Source organism: Bradyrhizobium sp. NBAIM03 (assembly GCF_020194055.1).
GTDB classification, from domain to species: Bacteria; Pseudomonadota; Alphaproteobacteria; order Rhizobiales; family Xanthobacteraceae; genus Bradyrhizobium; species Bradyrhizobium yuanmingense.
In genome coordinates, this window is the sequence record NZ_JADYVS010000018.1 from 135,312 (window position 1) to 153,054 (window position 17,743).

A 17,743-nucleotide genomic window follows, 5' to 3' on the forward strand; every position below is an offset into this window, starting at 1 on the left:
CTGATGCCCAAATGGCCTGAGGACGAAGTCATTCTGTTCGACGGCGTCTGCATCTTCTGCTCACGCTGGGTCCGCTTCGTCGCCAAGCGCGACACGGCGAGGCAGTTTCGGTTCACGCCGATCCAGTCTGATTATGGCGCCCGGCTCGCGCGCACGTTCGGCATCGACCCCGATGATCCCGACACCAACGCGGTTGTCCACGGCGGCGAGGTGTTCATGAAGTCGGATGCTGTGCTGACGGTGCTGTCGCAACTCCCAGGCTGGCGCTGGGTGCGCGCATTATTGGTGTTGCCGAAGCCGCTGCGGGATGCGGTCTACAGCCTCGTCGCGCGCAACCGCTATCGCATCTTCGGAAAGTATGACGCCTGCTTCGTGCCAGATGCGGATTTGCGAGCGCGAGTGATCGAGTAGCCCGCAATGACGGAGCTTGCAGCTAAGGCTTGCCCAGAGCCGCCAGCACTTCCTTCGCCGCCCGCTCGCCGCTGTCCCGTGCACCATGCGCGGTCGTGAAGAAGGTCGGCGACGTCGCCTCGCCCGCGAAGAACAGACGTGCATCCACCGGCGCAGCCAGCACGGCACGGTCGCCGGCATGGCCGGGCAGCGCATGCGAATACGACCCCCGCGCAAAGGGATCGCGGGCCCAACGCGATTCATACAGCGGCTTCAGCTTGCGGCGGATATCGTTGCCGAGAAAACCCGCGATCTCGCTGATGGCTTGGGCGGCGATGGCACCGTCGCCGGCATCTTCCAGCGCGCGGGCAAAGCTGCCGCCGAAAAAGCCCTCGATGCAGGGCTGGCCGAACGGGCGGATGTGATAGGTGCCCATCTCCGTGCGCATGGTGGCGCCGCGTAGATTGCCTTCTGTCGGAAAGGTCTCGGCGTCATCGAGGGCCAGCGTCACCTTATCGTCGACGCCGAGCGGCAGGCCCGCCGCTGCGTTCACCTTTGCGGGGAGCGGCGGCGAGAAGCGGATGGCTTCCTCCGCAATGAGATTGGTCGGCACGGTGACGATCGCCTTGTCCGCGGTCAGCGCGCCCCGCGACGTCTCGATGTGGACGCGTTTGTCCGAATGATCGATCAGCGCGACATTGCAATTCAGCGCCACCGGGCAGGGCGCACCATAGGCCGCAATCAGCGCGCCATAGCCGCGGCGGACGCGCCAATTGAAGTTGGTGTCCTCATAGGCTTCCCAGTCCAGCGTCGACATATCCTTCAGCTCGCAGCCGTTGATATAGGTCGAGATCGCGTCGATCATCGGATTCCAGCGATTACCGGGCTCCAAATGCGAGCTCGCGGCCTCGTCCTTACCTGTTTGCGCCGCTTCCCACAGACGCTCATAGAACGCGTCCATTGCGCGCATGAAATCGTCGCGCTCGCTTTCCGGAAAGGCATTGCCGTAGGCCCGCTCGCGCCAGGGCGGCAGGTCCTTGTTGAGCTCGAAACCGAGCTGTCGCGCGATTGGCACGAAAGAGTTCTTGTCGGCCGAATGCAGCCAGCCGCAGCCGACGTCGAACGTCACCTCGGGTGAGGCCTGCACGGTCCAAGCCCGGCCGCCGAGCCGGTCACGCGCCTCCAGCACGATGACGGAAAGGCCGGAGCCTTGCAGCGCATGGGCTGCGCCGAGGCCGGCGGCACCGGCGCCGATGATCGCGACGTCGACGGAGGAAGGGAGGGACATGAAAAAGCGAATAGTGAGTGGCGAATGGCGAATAGAGTATCGGAACTAGGGCCTGTGGCCAAACGGCCCTATTCGCCACTCGCCAATCCCCATTCGCCCGCTTACGCCACCGCTTCCTTGGCCTTTTCCGCGCGCTTGCGCTCGTTCGGGTCGAGGTGCTTCTTGCGCAGGCGGATCGACTTCGGGGTGACCTCGACCAGCTCGTCGTCCTCGATATAGGCGAGCGCCTTTTCCAGCGTCATGCGGATCGGCGGGGTCAGGCGCACCGCCTCGTCCTTCGAGGTGGTGCGGATGTTGGTGAGCTGCTTGCCCTTGAGCACGTTGATCTCGAGATCGTTGTCGCGGGTGTGCTCGCCGACGATCATGCCGCGATAGACCTTCCAGCCCGGCTCGATCATCATCGGGCCGCGGTCTTCCAGCTTGAACATGGCGTAAGCCACCGCTTCGCCCTGGTCGTTGGAGATCAAGACGCCGTTGCGGCGGCCCTGGATCTCGCCCTTGTACGGGGCATAGCCGTGAAACAGGCGGTTCATGATCGCGGTGCCGCGGGTGTCCGTGAGCAATTCGCCCTGGTAGCCGATCAGGCCGCGGGTCGGCGCGTAGAACACCAGGCGCTGGCGGTTGCCGCCGGACGGCTTCATCTCGATCAGCTCGGACTTGCGCTCGCTCATCTTCTGCACGACGACGCCGGAATGCTCCTCGTCGACGTCGATCACGACCTCCTCGATCGGCTCCATGGTTGCGCCGGTCGCTTCGTCCTTCTGGTAGACGACGCGCGGACGCGACACCGAGAGCTCGAAGCCCTCGCGGCGCATGGTCTCGATCAGGATCGCGAGCTGGAGTTCGCCGCGGCCCGACACTTCCATCGCGTCCTTGTCGGCGGATTCGACGACGCGCAGCGCGACGTTGCCCTCGGCTTCGCGCAGGAGACGGTCGCGGATCATGCGGCTCGTCACCTTGTCGCCTTCGGTGCCGGCGAGCGGGGAATTGTTGACGATGAACGACATCGACACGGTCGGCGGATCGATCGGCTGCGCCGGCAGCGGCACCTCGACGGTCGGATCGCAGAAGGTGTCGGCGACGGTGCCCTTGGTGAGGCCCGCAATGGCGACAATGTCGCCGGCTTCGGCTTCGTCGAGTGGCGTGCGCTCGAGGCCGCGGAACGCCAGGATCTTGGTGATGCGCCCGGACTCGACCAGCTTGCCGTCGGCGTTCAGCACCTTGACCTGCTGGTTCGGCTTCAGCGTGCCGGAAGAGATGCGGCCGGTGATGATGCGGCCGAGATAGGGGTTGGCTTCGAGGATGGTGCCGATCATGCGGAACGGACCTTCCTCGACCTTCGGCGGGGCGACGTGGCGCAGGATCAGGTCGAACAGCGGCTCCATGCCCTTGTCCTGCGGGCCTTCGGGGCTGTCCGCCATCCAGCCCTGCTTGGCCGACCCGTAGAGGATCGGGAAATCGAGCTGCTCCTCGCTGGCATCGAGCGCCGCGAACAGGTCAAACACCTCGTTGATGACTTCGGTCGGGCGCGCGTCGGGGCGGTCGACCTTGTTGATGACGACGATCGGCTTGAGGCCGACCTTGAGCGCCTTGGAGACCACGAACTTGGTCTGCGGCAGCGGGCCTTCGGCGGCGTCGACCAGCACCAGGGCGCCGTCCACCATGTTCAGGATGCGCTCGACCTCGCCGCCGAAATCGGCGTGGCCGGGGGTGTCGACGATGTTGACGCGGGTGTCCTTCCACTGCACCGAGGCCGCCTTGGCCAGGATGGTGATGCCGCGCTCGCGCTCCAGATCGTTGGAGTCCATGGCGCGATCGGTCACCTTCTGGTTCTCGCGGAACGTGCCGGACTGCTGCAGGAGTTTGTCGACCAGGGTCGTCTTGCCGTGGTCGACGTGGGCGATGATGGCGACGTTACGAAGATTCATGAGTGAGCTTCTTTGCGGTCGAACAATGGGTTAAGCGCGATCTCGCCGGTCGGACCGGGACCTCTTCTCGAAACAACGCTGGAAGACTGGAAACGGGGCGCTTTCCGCCCAAAAAGGAAGCCCGGCCATATCAGACCGGGCGCCCTGCGCGTTGCGGCGCAATATATGCAAAAACGGCCAAAAAACAATGTGTTCTTTGACCGTTGGTTGACTGAATTTTGTCCGGGAATCCCCGGGGCTTAGGGCTGGGTCGGGGGGTGAGCGGGGACCCTGCGCCCCTTGATGGCCGCCCAGATCATGGCGACCCCGCCGATGCCCACGACCAGTCCCAGAAGGACGAACGGCGCGATGTCGCCAGCTATCTTGCCGTCCTCGAACATCGACACTCCGCCGAACAGCAGCGCGCAGACACCCGGCAGCAGCATGAAGATCCCGGCGATCGCCATCAGGGCGGTGAGGCAGCCGCTGCGAGCTGGGGCGGGCGTTGGTGCGGGTGGTAGAACCGGCGGTGGCGTGTCGCTCATCGTGGTGCCTCCTCGGTTTGCCTCGCCTCGTGATAGGTCTGCCCCTCGAGCCCGGCGCGAATCCGGGAGATGGCGCCATTCCGATAGAACAGATTGTAGGTGTCGAACGGGATGATCGCCCCCTGCTCGGTCACGAAATGGATGCAGCTGCGCTTGACGTTGCCGACGCAGAAATTGAAGCGGTCGAGAAACTGCACGATGGTGACGCGGAAGACGTTTTCGTAGGTGAGGCCGTCCGGCACCTGAAAGCTCGGCAGGCAGCACAACAATTCGCAGACGCGCTCGGACGTGTTGAGGGGCCCTGACGAGAGCGAGAACAGGTCGATGAACTTTTCCCGCAGCATCGGATACTTTTCCGGGCTGATCGTGTTTGGCATCACCGCAACCAGCTGCTCTTGCGGAATCAACGAGGTCAGCGGCAGCACCTTCTCGCCGTTGCGCAGGCCATAGCCGATCGAGATGCTCTCGGGGTTGCAGGGCAGCGGGATCATGTCCTTGTCGCCGAACACGCCGGTTTCGATCACGCGCTTGCGGATCTCCGACAGCATGATGCGGTCGGTATTCTTGTCGAAGCTCTCGTTGCGGCCGGCATCCTGGACCGGCTGCAATGTCACCCCGCGCACGCACGTCCAGGTCAGCGCGTGGCGCACGATGTCGCCGATCTCGGAGTCGTTGACGCCGCGCTTGATGGTCGCGACCAACGTGGTCGAGATGCCGCAATGCTCGAGATTTTCCAGCGCCTGCTGGCGGATCTTTCGTAAATCCGCGCCGCGCAGGTTGATCAGCGCATCGCGATGCAGCGAATCGAACTGGAGATAGATCTCCAGCCCGCGCCTGTTTTTGGCGAGCCGCGCCACGAAATCCTTTTCGCGGGCGATGCGCAGGCCGTTGGTGTTGATCATGACGTGGCGGATCGGCCGGGCGCGCACCGCGTCCAGGATCGCGAAGAAGTCGGGATGCAGCGTTGGCTCGCCACCGGAAATCTGCACGAGATCGGGCTCGCCCTCGCTCGCGACCAGCGCGTCGAGCATCTTCTCCACCGTCGCGAGCGGCGTGAATTTGGTTCGTGCCGGCGAGGACTCCGCAAAGCAGACCGGGCAGGTGAGGTTGCAATGCTCGGTGATCTCGATCAGCGCCAGGCAGGAATGCTGCTCGTGGTCGGGACAGAGACCGCAATCATAGGGGCAGCCGAATTGGGTTCGTTCCTGGAATTGCAGCGGCCGGTCGCCCGGCTTGATGAAATCCTTGCACAGCCGCCAATAGGCGGCATCGGTCGACACCAACGTCGATTGCACGCCGTGCTCCCTGCAACGCTTTTCGTACCAGACCTCGTTGCCGAGAATCTGGATCTTGGTCGGAACCAGCTTCAGGCAGGTCTCGCAAAGAGATTGGGTCTGGCCCCAGAAGATGTAGGGTCGCGACTTACGCAACGGCGCGTTCATGCAAGTGACTCGTTTTGTAAGCGTCTCGCTTGGGGTGCCGTCGCGAGCATGAATGCGGCGTAGAGCAGGACGGACAGCGACAGTAGGTGAAACAGGGTCAGGGGCCCGACCAGCGTGCCATAGGGCTTGAGGAATTCCCATAGGAAGCGCTGCATTCCGTAATAGGCGAGCACCAGGTAGAAACCATTGGTGATCGTGAACGCGTTCCGGTTCAAGACCGCCACCACATAGGCGAGCGCGAACAGGGCCATGGCCGCGCTCTCGTAGAGCTGCACGGGATGGCGGCGAACGCCGTCGCCGAAATCATGGCCGAAGGGCAGCGCCGTCGGCGTGCCATAGGTGAAATCGTCGAGCCCTGCGAAGTAACAGCCGATCCGGCCGATCGCGATGCCGAGCGCCAGCGGCAGCGCGAAGCGCGCGCCGGTTCGCACCGTGACGCCTGCGGACCATTTGTAGAGCTCGATTCCCACGATGCCGCCGGCCAGCCCGCCCTCGACCGAGCGCGCAATGCCGCTTTGCCCGGACAGCCACAGATTGGCGGAGCCGAACAGATAGGCGCCAAGGCCTGCGCCAAACACCAGCGTGGCGATATAGGGCAGCGCGAAGGATTGCGAGGGAAACTGCAAGCCCCGTCGCGACAGCCAAAAGACGGCGGTAGCCGCCGCCAGCCAGGCCAGGATGTCGAAGAGAGTGTGAAGGAAAGCCCCGCTCATGCGGGGCCAGTATAGCACGACCGCGGTTAGAGCGGCGCGCCGCGCATTATAGCGCCACAAGAGAGAAGGAAGAAGCTACCCCGCCTCCCGCTCCTCGGTCGGATAGACCCCGCGCAGCACCTCCTCGAAATGCATCTTCACCGCATCGTTGCACAGGCAGGCGCGCAGCCTCAGGCCGTCGCGGTTGCGGACGAGGATCGAGCCGCGCCGCGTGTCGAGCACGCCTTCGGCCTTGAACGACTGAAGCACGCGGCTGGCATAGGAGCGGCCAACGCCGAGCAAAGTCGCGAGCTGTTCGTGGGTCAGCGGCACACTGGTCTCGTCGCCGGTCCGCTCCATCGCCGCCAGGATCCATTTGGCGGTGCGCTGCTCGATCGAATGGATCGCGTTGCAGGCGGTCGACTGGAAGATCTGGGCCAGCATGCAATCGGCATAGCGGGCAAAGACGTTGCGCAGCGACGCCGAGCGCAGCTTGGCCGCTTCCAGCTTGGCAACGTGAATGCGCGCAAACGGTCCGCCGAATTTGACGCAGATCCGGGTATAGGCCGGCAGAAACCCCTCGCTGACGATGCCGCCCACCGCGCCTTCGCGGCCGACCAGAATGGTTTCGACGTCGCGGCCATCCTCGTTGGGGACGAGGAAAGTCGCGAGCGACGGGCCGCAGGGGAAGTGGACCACTTGCACGTCATCGCCGGGATTGTAGAGCAAGTGCCCGGCTGCAGAGTCCTCGACGGTCACGTGCGGCGCCACGAGGCCGTAGTCGACCTGACTCAAACGCCGCAGCAGATTGTTGGCCGGCCGGCTCTCGACCTCGGTGATCTTGCCGATACGCGCATCCATTCTGAACTCCCACCCTTCCTCCCACCTTAGCGAGTTCCATCCGTTTCCTGTGTGCACAAGTGGACAGACCAGAGAACGATGATGTGGTGAGTTTCGTTCCGGGAACCCCCCGATGCGCTGCGCGCAGGCATCGTGTCGCGGCAGTCTGATCCAAAAACCCCAAACCAAGATGCGATCATGGTACCTGCACACCCCAATGGCACAGGCTGGCCGGCCGATGTTCTGATCGTCGAGGACGATCCGATCATCGCGATCGATTTCGAGGATCGCCTGCTCGGATTTGGTGTGGCCGCCGTGCGGACCGCGGGTTCGGTGACGCAGGCGTTGAACGCCATCGCCAAACGGACACCCGATTTCGCGCTGCTCGATGTCGAGCTGATCCGCGAGACGAGCTTTGCGATCGCCGAGCGGCTGATCGCGCTAAAGGTTCCGTTCGTGTTCGTCACCGGCTACGGCGCCGAGGTGCGCATCCCGCCCGGATTGGCGGGCCGGCCCCGGCTGCAGAAGCCGTGCTCGAGCGAGGCGCTGGAGGCGGCGCTGCAGGCACGGGACACCTGATCGCTACTTGCCGGAGCGAATGCAGAGCTCGGCGAGGTCGGTCTCGACGCCCTTGAAGAAGGTGTGCGGAAGCGGCGGCGGCGATGAGGCTTTCTTGATCGCCGCACTCTGCGCAATCGCCTCTTGATCGGACAATTGCAGGAAACGTTTCAGCGCCTTCGAGCGACTCTTCCTGGCGAATGTCTCCAACCGCTCTTCCGTTGCATCGGTCGGATTGAGACGGAGCAGAGCTTCGTTGCCTGTCTGCAATGGATAGACCCCTCCAAGTTTCACGCGGGCGATCACGTTATAGCGGTCGAAATGCTCGAAGATCAAATCCAGGATCTTCGCCTGACGTATCGGCTCTTCCATCGCGAGATAGCGCTTCACATCCGGATTGCTCTTCAGGCTTTCCAATTCGGCTGCGCCGGCAAATGGATTGTCGGAGGTCTGCCGGTCGATGAACGCCGATGCGCCATCCAGCATATGCGTGCCCCATCTGATGACGATATCGCGGCCGCGCGGTTCGAGCTGGTCGGCAGCCAACCCCTTGTCCGTCAGACATGCCGGGTCGGCGCTTGCGCGCAGTGACTTGCCGAGCTCGGCGGTCAGCGCCTTGCCGTAAGGCGAAGCGAGGGCCTCGCGCACCAGCGTCGCTTTGTCCTGAGCCTTCTCTTGGGTCTGCGCGCATGTGGGGGATGCTGCGCTCAGCAGCAGCGCAATAACGATCGTTCGGCGGCTGAACGGCACGGCATCAACTCGAAAACGGCTCGGATGGCATCACGCCCTCGAAAATGCGCGGGCGCTCGCAATTGTCGTCCGGGCCGGCCGGATGGTTCATCCGGCTTCGAATGGCCGTCACGCAAGCTTCGGATCGAGCGTGGTCGACCACAGCGCGACGTCGGCGCGATCGCGCAGGGTCACCGTCATCCGGCCGGACGCGCCGTCGATCTTGACGTGACCAAAGAACTGCATGCCCGCGGACGGCGGCAGGTTCTGGCTGTCCTTGCCCGGCGCCTTGACGAAGCGCACCTCGGGACCAAAGGTATTGTCGAGCGCGTTCGGGCCGAACGTGCCCGCGTGCAGCGGGCCCGAGACGAACTCCCAGAACGGCTCGAACTCCTGGAATTGCGCCTTGTTCGGATCGTAATAATGCGCGGCGGCGTAGTGCACGTCCGCGGTCAGCCACACCGTGTTGCTAATCGGCGCCACCTTGATGAAGCGCAGGATGTCGGCGATCTCGAACTCACGGCCACGCACCGGGCCGTCGCCCTGTGCAACGGCTTCCGAGCCGCCCTTCGGCGTGTCGGAGACGATCAGGCCGATCGGCATGTCCGATGCGATCACCTTCCATGTCGCGCGTGAATTCAGCAGGCCGCGCTTGAGCCAGGTGATCTGGTCCGGGCCGAGGAAATAGCTGGCGGGGCCATAGGCGGTTTCGAGATTGGCACCGTTCGGTGCGCGATAGCTGCGCTCGTCGAGCACGAATACGTCGAGATGCGGGCCGTAGGAGATCTGGCGATAGACGCGGCCGGGTTCAGTGATGCTCTCCCGCATCGGGTACATCTCGTGGAAGGCCCGGCCCGCGCGGGCTGCGAGCAGTGAGATGTCGCGCACCTTGTAGGCGGCCGGCAAGTCTTTCGACAGCGACCAGTTGTTGGTGACCTCGTGGTCGTCCCACTGCACGAAGACCGGCACCTCGGCATTGAAGGCGCGGAGATTGTCGTCGGTGAGATTGTATTTGTACGCGGCGCGAAACTCGTCCAGCGTCTCGGCGACCTTGGCCTTCTCCGGGATGGTCAGATTCTTCCAGATCTTGCCGTCGGCGAGCTTCACCTCGGGTTGGATCGGACCGTCGGCATAGATCGTGTCGCCCGAGTGCAGGAAGAAATCCGGCCGGTGCTTGCGCATGGTCGAGAAGGTGACCATGCCGCCGTCGTCGGAATTGATGCCCCAGCCCTGCCCTGCGACGTCGCCGCCCCAGACGAAGCTGACGTCGCGGCGGTCGGCCGGCGCGGTGCGGAAGCGGCCGGTCACCGCCTCGCCCTCGATCGCGCTGTGGGAGAGATCGCGGAAGCGGACGCGGTAGAAGATGTCCTGGCCGGCGGGTAGATTTTCGACCAGCATCTTGGCGGTGAAGTCGCTCTCGGGCAGCGCCGCAATCGGCGGCAATGCCCGGGCGTCCCTAAAGGACTCGCTCGTGGCGACCTCGACCAGCATCTGCGCGGGCCGGTCGGTTCGCGCCCACACCACGCCGCCGTCGACGGTGATGTCGCCCGCTTGCACGCCGTGGGTGACTGCCGGCCGGTCGGCCGCGCGCGAAAGATACGGCATCGCCAGCGTGCCGAGCGCACCGGCGCTGCTGGCGAGGAAGCGGCGGCGGGAGAATGTGATGGTCATGAGGCTCCGACCCCGGGGCTTGCGGGGGAGTCCGTCATTCCGGGGCGCGCGTAGCGCGAACCCGGAATCCATGTCTCCCCGCGAATGCTGCGCAATGGATTCCGGGTTCGATGCTTCGCATCGCCCCGGAATGACGTTGGGAGCTATATTGAGACAATGTGACGCAGCAATAACGCGCGCGGGCGCTCACGCGTTGCCGGCGGCCCGGAACTGCGCGCCGGCACGTTGCAGGTTCGGCGGCAGGCTGAACAGCACAGCCTTGCGGTCGGCGACGGCGGCGTGGAATTGGTCGAGTGCGATGTTGAAGGCGGTGAGCGCGGCTTCCTCGATGGCGCCGTGATCGAAGCAGCGCAGCGTGTCGCGCAGGATCTCGTCGGCCTCGGTCTGCATCTGGTCCAGCTCTTCGGTCGTCTCGCACTTGCGTGCCGCGGCGATCATGTCGAGCAGGCGTTCGCGCTGGTGATTGTTGTTGTCGCGCTCGTCCTTCTTCAGATAACCGGCGAACCAGGCGCCGACCGAGCCCATGGCCGAGAGCGCCATCAGGCTCCACCAGATGTAATCGCTGTACTTGTCGAGGAAGGTCTTCTCCTCGCCGTCGACGAAAGCGGCCGCACCCGGATGCACCGGGATCACTGCATCCTTGTCGGTGTCGGGCGTCTCGATCTTCGCCGCCAGCGGGAATTCCGTCACCAGTTGCTGGCGCACGGCGAAGAGCTGGCGCGTGAACGCTGCGATGTCGGCCTCGGACACGCCTTTGCGCGCTACGATGTGGTGCGCGAAGCTGATGGTCTTGACCTCGTCCTCGGGCCGGTCGGGCGAGCCGCCGTAGGTGCCGGCGGGGATCTCGCCCGCTTCATAGACTGGATGATTTTGCGCGATCGCATCGGCGGAATCGATGGCGAGGAAGGTTGGCGTGCCGCCCTCCCTGACCGATGCCGAGATCGCGTCCGCCGTGATCTTGCTGTTGACCGGGCCTGCCGCGAGGTAGACGTCGGCCTTCTGCGCCTTGATCGCCTCGGCAACTTCATTGACGGGAAATTGCACGATCTCGACCTTGGCCGGGTCGACGCCGTATTGGTGCAGGATCACCTTGAGCAGATTGACGTTGGCCTGGGTGCGGCCGACGACCCCGACGCGATGGCCGGCGAGCTGCGCGATCTTGGTGATCTTCGCGCCCTTCTTCTTTCCTTTGGCGGGCACGGACCACAGCACCACGACGTTCTTGCGCAGGGTCGCGACAGCCTGCGCGTTCTTCGGCACGTCGAGATCGCCGCGCACGATGGCGAGATCGACCTTGCCTTCCGCGAGCGCATTGGCACTGGCGGTCGCGCCGTCGGTCTGGATCGGGCGCAGCCGCACATAGCTCTTGTGCTGCGCGAAGCCTTGCGTCAGCGCCTGCACGACCTTGACGTCGTCGCTGTTGGCGGGGCCGACCGCGATTCTGAGCGTCACGGGACGCATCGCGAAGTAATAGCCGCCGGCGACCACGCCGACGATCGCAAGCAGGAACGCCAGAGACACGAGCGCCGTCTTCCGCGCCGCGGATCGCGGCGAAGGCGGAGGGGGCGTTTCGGCCAGGTCCAATCCCCCGGTCATCGGTCTCCCAAAGAGGCGCTTCAGGCTCGGTTTCATCTTGGCCGGCGATTTACGCCCGCAATTGTAGCAAATTTCTTGTCCGGCGGGGTTACATCTCCGTCATGGTTAGCGGATGCAGGAAATCCCGTATGAACCGGGGCGCCGGGGCGGTGTTAGAGTAAAGTTCCCCCTAGAGGACGGAGACGACCATGGCAGAACGGCTCTCGGCGGAGGCGCGCAGGCAGGCGCTGGGCGGACTATCCGGCTGGACTGACGTCCAAGGCCGCGACGCCATCGGGAAAACCTTTGTCTTCAAGGATTTCAACGAGGCGTTCGGCTTCATGACCCGCGCCGCGCTGGTCGCCGAGAAGATGGATCACCACCCCGAATGGCGCAACGTCTACAAGACGGTGGAGGTGGTGCTGTCGACCCATGACGCCGGCGGCGTCACCGCGCGCGACATGGCGCTCGCCAAGGCGATGAACGCCATCGCAGGCTGACACCAAGCAGACGTCTTGAAGCAGACGTCTTGCAGGGACCGGCTGCATCCCCATCTTGTGATCAGCCGGGATCGGGCGGTCCTCCGCCTCCCGCAGAACGGGGAGCATTTGAGCATGGCTGCCGAGCACAGCGTTGGCTTCGAGCCGGCCGATCGGCTTGCGGAAGATCGCGAGAGCGTGCGCCGCCGCTTCTGGCGCAAGCTGAAGCGGGTCGCTGCGCATCTGCCGTTCGCGGAGGATCTACTTGCCGCCTATTACTGCGCGTTCGACCGGCAGACGCCGCGTCACGTCCAGGCTTCGCTGCTCGGTGCAATCGCCTATTTCGTCCTGCCGTTCGATTTCGTCGCGGACGTGATGCCCATGCTCGGCTTCGCCGATGACGCCGCCATGCTCGCCACCGCCATCCGCATGGTTGCCGGCCACATCACGAACGAGCATCGCGAGGCCGCCCGCGCCGTGCTGAGGCGCGGCGTAGATGAGGCGGACGTCGAGGCAGCGTAACAGTTTCGCCACGCCTTCCGCTGTCATTCCCCGCGAAGGCGGGGAATCCAGTACGCCGCGGCCTCCCGGTTCAATCGCTGACGTCACGGAGTACTGGTTCGCCCGCCCCTGTGCGCAATTGCGCACTAGGCGGGCGATGACAGTGAGTGTGTGGTGTGCAGGTCGCGACAAACGCGTTTCCGTCTCGCATCCTCACGGATGCAAGATCACCTTGCCCATGGCCTGACGTCCCGCCAACACCTTCAACGCATCGGCCGTCTGCGCCAGCGGGAAGGTGCGGTCGACATGCGATGAGATCTTGCCTTCCGCGGTCCACTTCACCAGCTTCTCCAGATTGGCGCGGTTCTTGGCCGGGTTGAGCCGGGTCCAGGCGCCCCAGAACACGCCGCGGATGTCGCAGCCCTTCAGGAGCGCGAGGTTCAGCGGCATCTTGGGAATGTCGCCGGCGGCAAAGCCGATGACGAGGAAGCGGCCTTCCCATGCGATCGAGCGCAGCGCCTGTTCGGCGTAAGCACCACCAACGGGATCGAAGATGATGTCGACGCCCTTGCCGCCGGTGAGCTTGCGCAGGCCTTCCTTCAGATCTTCCTTGGCGTAGTTCAGCGTCAGCTCGGCGCCGTGCGCCTTGGCGAATTCGAGCTTCTCGTCCGACGAGGCGCAGGCGATCACCTTCAAGCCCATCAGCTTGCCGAGCTCGCAGGCCGCAAGGCCGGTGCCGCCGGCCGCGCCCAGCACAGCGAGCGTCTCGCCCGGCTTGGGGCTGGCGCGATCTTCCAGCGCATGCAGCGCGGTGCCGTAGATGATGATGATGCCGGCCGCGCGGTCGTAGTCGAGATTGTCGGGGATCTTCACGATCGATGCCGCCGGCAGCGCGATCTTCTCGCGTGCGCCGTTGTGGCCGCAGGAGGCGACCACGCGATCGCCGACCTTGAGATCAGTGACGCCGGGACCGATGCTCTCGATCACGCCCGCAACTTCCGCGGCCGGCGAGAACGGGAACGGCGGCTTGATCTGGTACTTGCCTTGGATCATCAGGATGTCGAAGAAATTCAGCGCCGCCGCCTTGATCGCGATCACGGCTTCGCCGGGCCCCGCCACCGGATCGGGCACCTCAGTCAGGACGAGGTCGTCGGGCTGGCAATATTGCGAGCAGAGGATGGCTTTCATGGCGGCACCTTGAGGGCGTTTCGGGTGGAATTATAGTTTGGCCGTTTCTGCCGGATTTAGGCAGTGGCGACAATCCGGATTCTTTGTCTGGGGTCAGCGACGGCCTATCCTCCGTCGTTGCGAGCGCAGCGAAGCAATCCAGAGTCCGTCCTGCGGAATAGTCTGAATTGCTTCGCGAAGCCCGTCATCGGGCCGCGCTTCGCGCGGACCCGGTGGCTCGCAATGACGAAATCCGCGGAGAAAGGATTCAAACGATGTTTGAAACAAGCCTGCTGAAGAACAAGCGCATCCTCATTACCGGGGGTGGTTCGGGTCTCGGCGCTGCGATGGGGCGTCGCTTCCTCGCGCTCGGCGCCGAGCTCGTGATCTGCGGCCGCAAGCTCGAGCGGCTCGAGGCGACGGCGCGCGAGATGCGCGACGAGATCGGCGGCACGGTCATCACCATCGCCTGCGATATCCGCGACGGTGCGGCGGTCGACGGCATGATGGATGCGATCTGGCGCGAGGCGCCGCTCGACATCCTCGTCAACAATGCCGCTGCCACCTTCATCGCACAGAGCGAGCATCTCTCCTTCCGCGCCGCGGACGCGATCCTGGCGACGACACTGCATGGCGCGATGTATTGCACGCTCGCCGCCGGCAGGCGCTGGATCGAGGCTAACCAGCGCGGCGTCGTGCTGTCGATCCTCTCGACCTCCACCATTACCGGCCGCGCCTTCACCGTTCCCTCGGCGATGGCGAAATCCGCACTGCTGGCGATGACCAGGAGTCTTGCGGTGGAATGGGGCCCGAAGGGCATCCGGACCGTGGCGATCGCGCCGGGCCCGTTTCCGACCGCAGGGGCCACCGGGCAGCTCCGTCCCGAAGGCCGCGACGAAGGCTGGACCTCGCGCAATCCGCTCGGCCGCACCGGCGAGCACGGCGAGCTCGCCGATCTCGCCAGCTTCCTGGTCTCGGATCACGCCGCCTACATCAATGGCGAGATGGTGGTGATCGACGGTGGCGCGCATCTGCGCAGTTCCGGCACCGAGGATTTGCTCGGCTGGACCGAGGCGCAATGGGCCGCGCAACGCGCCGCCCGATCCAGGGCCTAGCCGCCGAAGATACCGCTAACTGCCTTCCCAAATTGAACTTTCCCGGCTATCCCTGCCCGGGGACAAAGCGCGCTCGGGCCATCTTCCAGTCACAATATTGAGGGAACCACTGCGGCATGTGGCGGGTGCTGATTTTAGCTTTGATGACTGGCGTGGCGGCCGGGGGAATCGCCGTGTCTGCGCGGGCGCAGACGGCGCAACCGACGCCCAAGTCCAGTCCAGCTCCAAAAGAGGCGGCACCGAAGCCGGCGGCGCCGCCGGCCAACACCAACGCGAAGGCGGCCCCGAAGCCCGAGAGCAAGCCGGCGGCCCCGGCTGCGGCCGTTGCGGGGGGCGCGGAGCCGACCCTGATCGGGCAGTTCGGCACCTGGGGTGCCTATTCGGCGACGCCGAACGGCAAGAAGGTCTGTTTCGCGCTGGCCAAGCCGTCATCGTCGAAAACCAACCCGCCGAACCGGCCGCGCGACCCCGCCTATGCCTTCGTCTCGACCCGGCCGGCCGAGAAGGTCAACAACGAAGTCTCGGTCATGATCGGCTATGCGCTGAAGCCGGGCTCGGAATCGACCGCCGAGGTCGGCGGCGCCTCCTTCGCCATGTACACGCAGGGGGACGGGCTCTGGATCAAGAACGCGGCCGAGGAGGAGCGGATGGTCGAAGCCATGCGCAAATCCGCCGATCTCGTCGTCAAAGGCGTCTCGGCCAAGGGGACCGAGACGACCGACACCTTCTCGCTGAAGGGCCTCGCCCAGGCGCTCGACAAGATCGCGCAGGATTGCCGGCGTTAAGACTGCGGGCGATAAGGTCGCAATCGGCGGTTCCGGTTGTTATATAGGGGCCGTTCCAGATTTCTTCGTCATTCCGGGGCGCGCACAGCACGAACCCGGAATCTCCGAGGTTCCGGGTCTGGTCCTCAGGGTCGCTTCGCGATCTCTTCGGACCATCCCGGAACGACCAAGCCATTAGGTCCATTCAATGCAACCGACGACCGAGCCGCACAACGGCCTCCTGGTGGAGAAGACCCCGCTCGAAACCTATGTGCCGCCGGCCAAGCCGTCGCTGATCGGCCTGTCGCGCACCGAGCTTGCCGATCGGCTCGGCGAGATCGGTGTCGCGCCGGCCCAGCGCAAGATGCGGGTGCAGCAGCTGTGGCACTGGATCTATTTCCGCGGCGCCCAGAGCTTCGACGAGATGAGCTCGATCTCCAAGGGCATCCGCGCCGAGCTCGCCCAGCATTTCACCGTCGACCGGCCGGAAGTCGTGGCCGAGCAGATCTCCAACGACGGCACCCGCAAATGGCTGTTGCGCCTGCCGAGCGGCGATAATGTTCAGAAGGCGCATGAAGTCGAATGCGTCTACATCCCCGAGACCGACCGCGGCACGCTCTGCGTCTCCTCGCAGGTCGGCTGCACGCTCAATTGCGCCTTCTGCCACACCGGCACCCAGCGCCTGGTGCGCAACCTCACCGCCGGCGAGATCGTCGGACAGGTGATGGTCGCGCGCGACCGATTGAATGACTGGGCCGATCGCGAGGACGGCACGCGCCGCGTCACCAACATCGTGATGATGGGCATGGGCGAGCCGCTCTACAATTTCGACGCCGTGCGCGATGCGCTTCTGATCGTCGGCGACAACGAAGGCATCGGCATCTCCCGCCGCCGCATCACGCTGTCGACCTCGGGCGTGGTGCCGAACATCGTGCGCGCCGGCGAGGAGATCGGCGTCATGCTCGCGATCTCGCTGCACGCGGTGCGCGACGAGCTGCGCAACGAGCTGGTGCCGCTCAACCGCAAATATCCGATCAAGGAGCTGTTGCAGGCCTGCCGCGACTATCCCGGCGCCTCCAACGCGCGCCGCATCACCTTCGAATATGTGATGCTCAAGGGCGTCAACGATTCGCTCGACGATGCCAAGCTGCTGGTAAAGATGCTCAAGGGCATTCCGGCCAAGATCAACCTGATCCCGTTCAATCCCTGGCCCGGCACCGCCTATGAATGCTCGGACTGGGACCAGATCGAAAAGTTCTCCGAATATATCTTCAACGCCGGCTATTCCTCGCCGGTGCGCACCCCGCGCGGCCGCGACATCCTCGCCGCCTGCGGCCAGCTCAAGTCGGAGACGGAAAAGCTCTCGGCGCGCGAGCGCCAGGCGCTGCGCGCCATGGCGATGACGGATTAGGTCGGGATGCCCACGCTCCCGCCTCCTCGTCATTGCGAGCGCAGCGAAGCAATCCAGAATATCTCCGCGGCCTCGGTCTGGATTGCTTCGTCGCATCAGCGCAAAATTGCTGCGCAATTTTGTCGCGAGCTCCTCGCAATGACGGCGAGGTGATTTTGACGTCATGTCCCTGATCGGCCGCCTCGTCGTCATCTTCATCGGCTTCCTCGCCGCATGCTTCGTCGGCGGCATGATCGTCGTCGTCGCGCTGCTGTTTCCGGAGTTCGCCGATCTCGGCGCCGGTCCGGTCGACCAGGGCACGATCGACATCCTGCTCGGCTTCGGCTTCATCTTCGTGTCGGGCTTTGCGCTGGTGCCGGCGGCGGTGATCGTCGCGATCACCGAAGCGCTCTATATCCGCAGTGCGATCGCCTATGCGGTCGGCGGCGGCCTTGTCGGGCTCGCCTGCTATCTCGGCCTCGTCCCGTTCCATTCCGACACGTTGCAGTTCGAGGGCATCGTCCGGCGTCACCTGGAGATCATGACCGGCGCGGGCATCGTTGCCGGCTTCGTCTACTGGCTGATCGCCGGCCGCAACGCCGGCGCCTGGCGCATCCCGCCGCCCCCGCGCAATCCACCGCCGCCATTGCCGGCGAATTCAAGGCCGGGCCCGCGGTGAGTTTCCTACCC

The 17,743-nt window shown here is 64.7% G+C and carries 18 protein-coding genes; 8 read left to right on the forward strand and 10 right to left on the reverse strand.

Translation table 11 applies throughout. The features are described 5' to 3' along the window. Positions 1-3 precede the first annotated feature (3 nt). Entirely contained in the window at positions 4-411 is a 408-nt protein-coding gene (locus I6F21_RS25270; protein ID WP_225183572.1) for a thiol-disulfide oxidoreductase DCC family protein, read from the forward strand. 22 nt (positions 412-433) lie between these two features. On the opposite strand, the gene I6F21_RS25275 is transcribed toward I6F21_RS25270, so the two are convergent. The 6 genes from I6F21_RS25275 to I6F21_RS25300 all read right to left on the reverse strand — a co-directional run bounded on the left by I6F21_RS25275 (position 434) and on the right by I6F21_RS25300 (position 7,125). Then, entirely contained in the window at positions 434-1,678 is a 1,245-nt protein-coding gene (locus I6F21_RS25275; RefSeq protein WP_225183573.1) for an NAD(P)/FAD-dependent oxidoreductase, read from the reverse strand. Between the two features lie 101 nt (positions 1,679-1,779). Continuing rightward, positions 1,780-3,606 carry a translational GTPase TypA gene (gene typA / locus I6F21_RS25280; RefSeq protein ID WP_036002847.1) on the reverse strand — a complete coding sequence of 609 codons (1,827 nt, stop codon included), beginning with the start codon at positions 3,604-3,606 and terminating at the stop codon, positions 1,780-1,782. Between the two features lie 239 nt (positions 3,607-3,845). Next, positions 3,846-4,130: a hypothetical protein gene (locus I6F21_RS25285; RefSeq protein WP_225183574.1), complete on the reverse strand. Its 285-nt coding sequence runs from the start codon at positions 4,128-4,130 to the stop codon at positions 3,846-3,848. Continuing rightward, positions 4,127-5,572 carry a radical SAM protein gene (locus I6F21_RS25290; RefSeq protein WP_225183575.1) on the reverse strand — a complete coding sequence of 482 codons (1,446 nt, stop codon included), beginning with the start codon at positions 5,570-5,572 and terminating at the stop codon, positions 4,127-4,129. Before I6F21_RS25290 ends, I6F21_RS25285 begins: the two co-directional genes overlap by 4 nt. Then, complete coding sequence (locus I6F21_RS25295) at positions 5,569-6,285, reverse strand: prolipoprotein diacylglyceryl transferase family protein (protein ID WP_225183576.1); 717 nt, start codon at positions 6,283-6,285, stop codon at positions 5,569-5,571. The genes I6F21_RS25290 and I6F21_RS25295 overlap by 4 nt, the downstream gene beginning before the upstream one ends. Before the next feature lie 75 nt (positions 6,286-6,360). After that, positions 6,361-7,125, reverse strand: coding sequence for a helix-turn-helix domain-containing protein (locus I6F21_RS25300; RefSeq protein WP_036002835.1), 765 nt, complete (start codon positions 7,123-7,125; stop codon positions 6,361-6,363). Between the two features lie 177 nt (positions 7,126-7,302). Between I6F21_RS25300 and I6F21_RS25305 the strand changes: the two genes are divergently transcribed. Continuing rightward, complete coding sequence (locus tag I6F21_RS25305; protein ID WP_225183577.1) at positions 7,303-7,683, forward strand: response regulator; 381 nt, start codon at positions 7,303-7,305, stop codon at positions 7,681-7,683. Positions 7,684-7,686: 3 nt separating this feature from the next. Here the strand turns inward: I6F21_RS25305 and I6F21_RS25310 are convergent, their stop codons facing one another. The 3 genes from I6F21_RS25310 to I6F21_RS25320 all read right to left on the reverse strand — a co-directional run bounded on the left by I6F21_RS25310 (position 7,687) and on the right by I6F21_RS25320 (position 11,694). Further along, positions 7,687-8,412 (reverse strand): hypothetical protein, encoded by a 726-nt coding sequence (locus I6F21_RS25310; protein WP_036024191.1) that lies wholly within the window; start codon positions 8,410-8,412, stop codon positions 7,687-7,689. Between the two features lie 108 nt (positions 8,413-8,520). Further along, positions 8,521-10,062, reverse strand: a complete 1,542-nt coding sequence (locus tag I6F21_RS25315; RefSeq protein WP_225144204.1) for an alkaline phosphatase D family protein — start codon at positions 10,060-10,062, stop codon at positions 8,521-8,523. Positions 10,063-10,248: 186 nt separating this feature from the next. Further along, positions 10,249-11,694: a TAXI family TRAP transporter solute-binding subunit gene (locus tag I6F21_RS25320; protein ID WP_225183578.1), complete on the reverse strand. Its 1,446-nt coding sequence runs from the start codon at positions 11,692-11,694 to the stop codon at positions 10,249-10,251. Positions 11,695-11,846: 152 nt separating this feature from the next. Here I6F21_RS25320 and I6F21_RS25325 point away from each other — a divergent pair, with 152 nt between their 5' ends. Together I6F21_RS25325 and I6F21_RS25330 are read left to right on the forward strand one after the other, a co-directional pair. After that, positions 11,847-12,137, forward strand: coding sequence for a 4a-hydroxytetrahydrobiopterin dehydratase (locus I6F21_RS25325; protein WP_036002826.1), 291 nt, complete (start codon positions 11,847-11,849; stop codon positions 12,135-12,137). A gap of 114 nt (positions 12,138-12,251) precedes the next feature. Next, positions 12,252-12,638 carry a YkvA family protein gene (locus I6F21_RS25330; RefSeq protein ID WP_225183579.1) on the forward strand — a complete coding sequence of 129 codons (387 nt, stop codon included), beginning with the start codon at positions 12,252-12,254 and terminating at the stop codon, positions 12,636-12,638. A 192-nt stretch (positions 12,639-12,830) separates the two neighbouring features. Here the strand turns inward: I6F21_RS25330 and I6F21_RS25335 are convergent, their stop codons facing one another. Continuing rightward, entirely contained in the window at positions 12,831-13,805 is a 975-nt protein-coding gene (locus I6F21_RS25335) for an NADPH:quinone oxidoreductase family protein (protein ID WP_225113194.1), read from the reverse strand. 254 nt (positions 13,806-14,059) lie between these two features. On the opposite strand from I6F21_RS25335, the gene I6F21_RS25340 reads away from it, so the two are divergent. From I6F21_RS25340 to I6F21_RS25355, 4 genes are all read left to right on the forward strand, one after another. Further along, positions 14,060-14,899, forward strand: a complete 840-nt coding sequence (locus I6F21_RS25340) for an SDR family oxidoreductase (protein WP_225183580.1) — start codon at positions 14,060-14,062, stop codon at positions 14,897-14,899. 116 nt (positions 14,900-15,015) lie between these two features. Continuing rightward, the gene (locus tag I6F21_RS25345; RefSeq protein WP_036002810.1) at positions 15,016-15,684 is read left to right on the forward strand and encodes an invasion associated locus B family protein; all 669 of its coding nucleotides are present in this window, start codon (positions 15,016-15,018) and stop codon (positions 15,682-15,684) included. Between the two features lie 187 nt (positions 15,685-15,871). Next, positions 15,872-17,074 (forward strand): 23S rRNA (adenine(2503)-C(2))-methyltransferase RlmN, encoded by a 1,203-nt coding sequence (gene rlmN / locus I6F21_RS25350; protein WP_036024187.1) that lies wholly within the window; start codon positions 15,872-15,874, stop codon positions 17,072-17,074. A gap of 163 nt (positions 17,075-17,237) precedes the next feature. Next, a complete protein-coding gene (locus I6F21_RS25355) occupies positions 17,238-17,732 on the forward strand; it encodes a hypothetical protein (protein WP_225183581.1) in 495 nt (164 codons plus the stop codon). Positions 17,733-17,743: the final 11 nt, after the last annotated feature.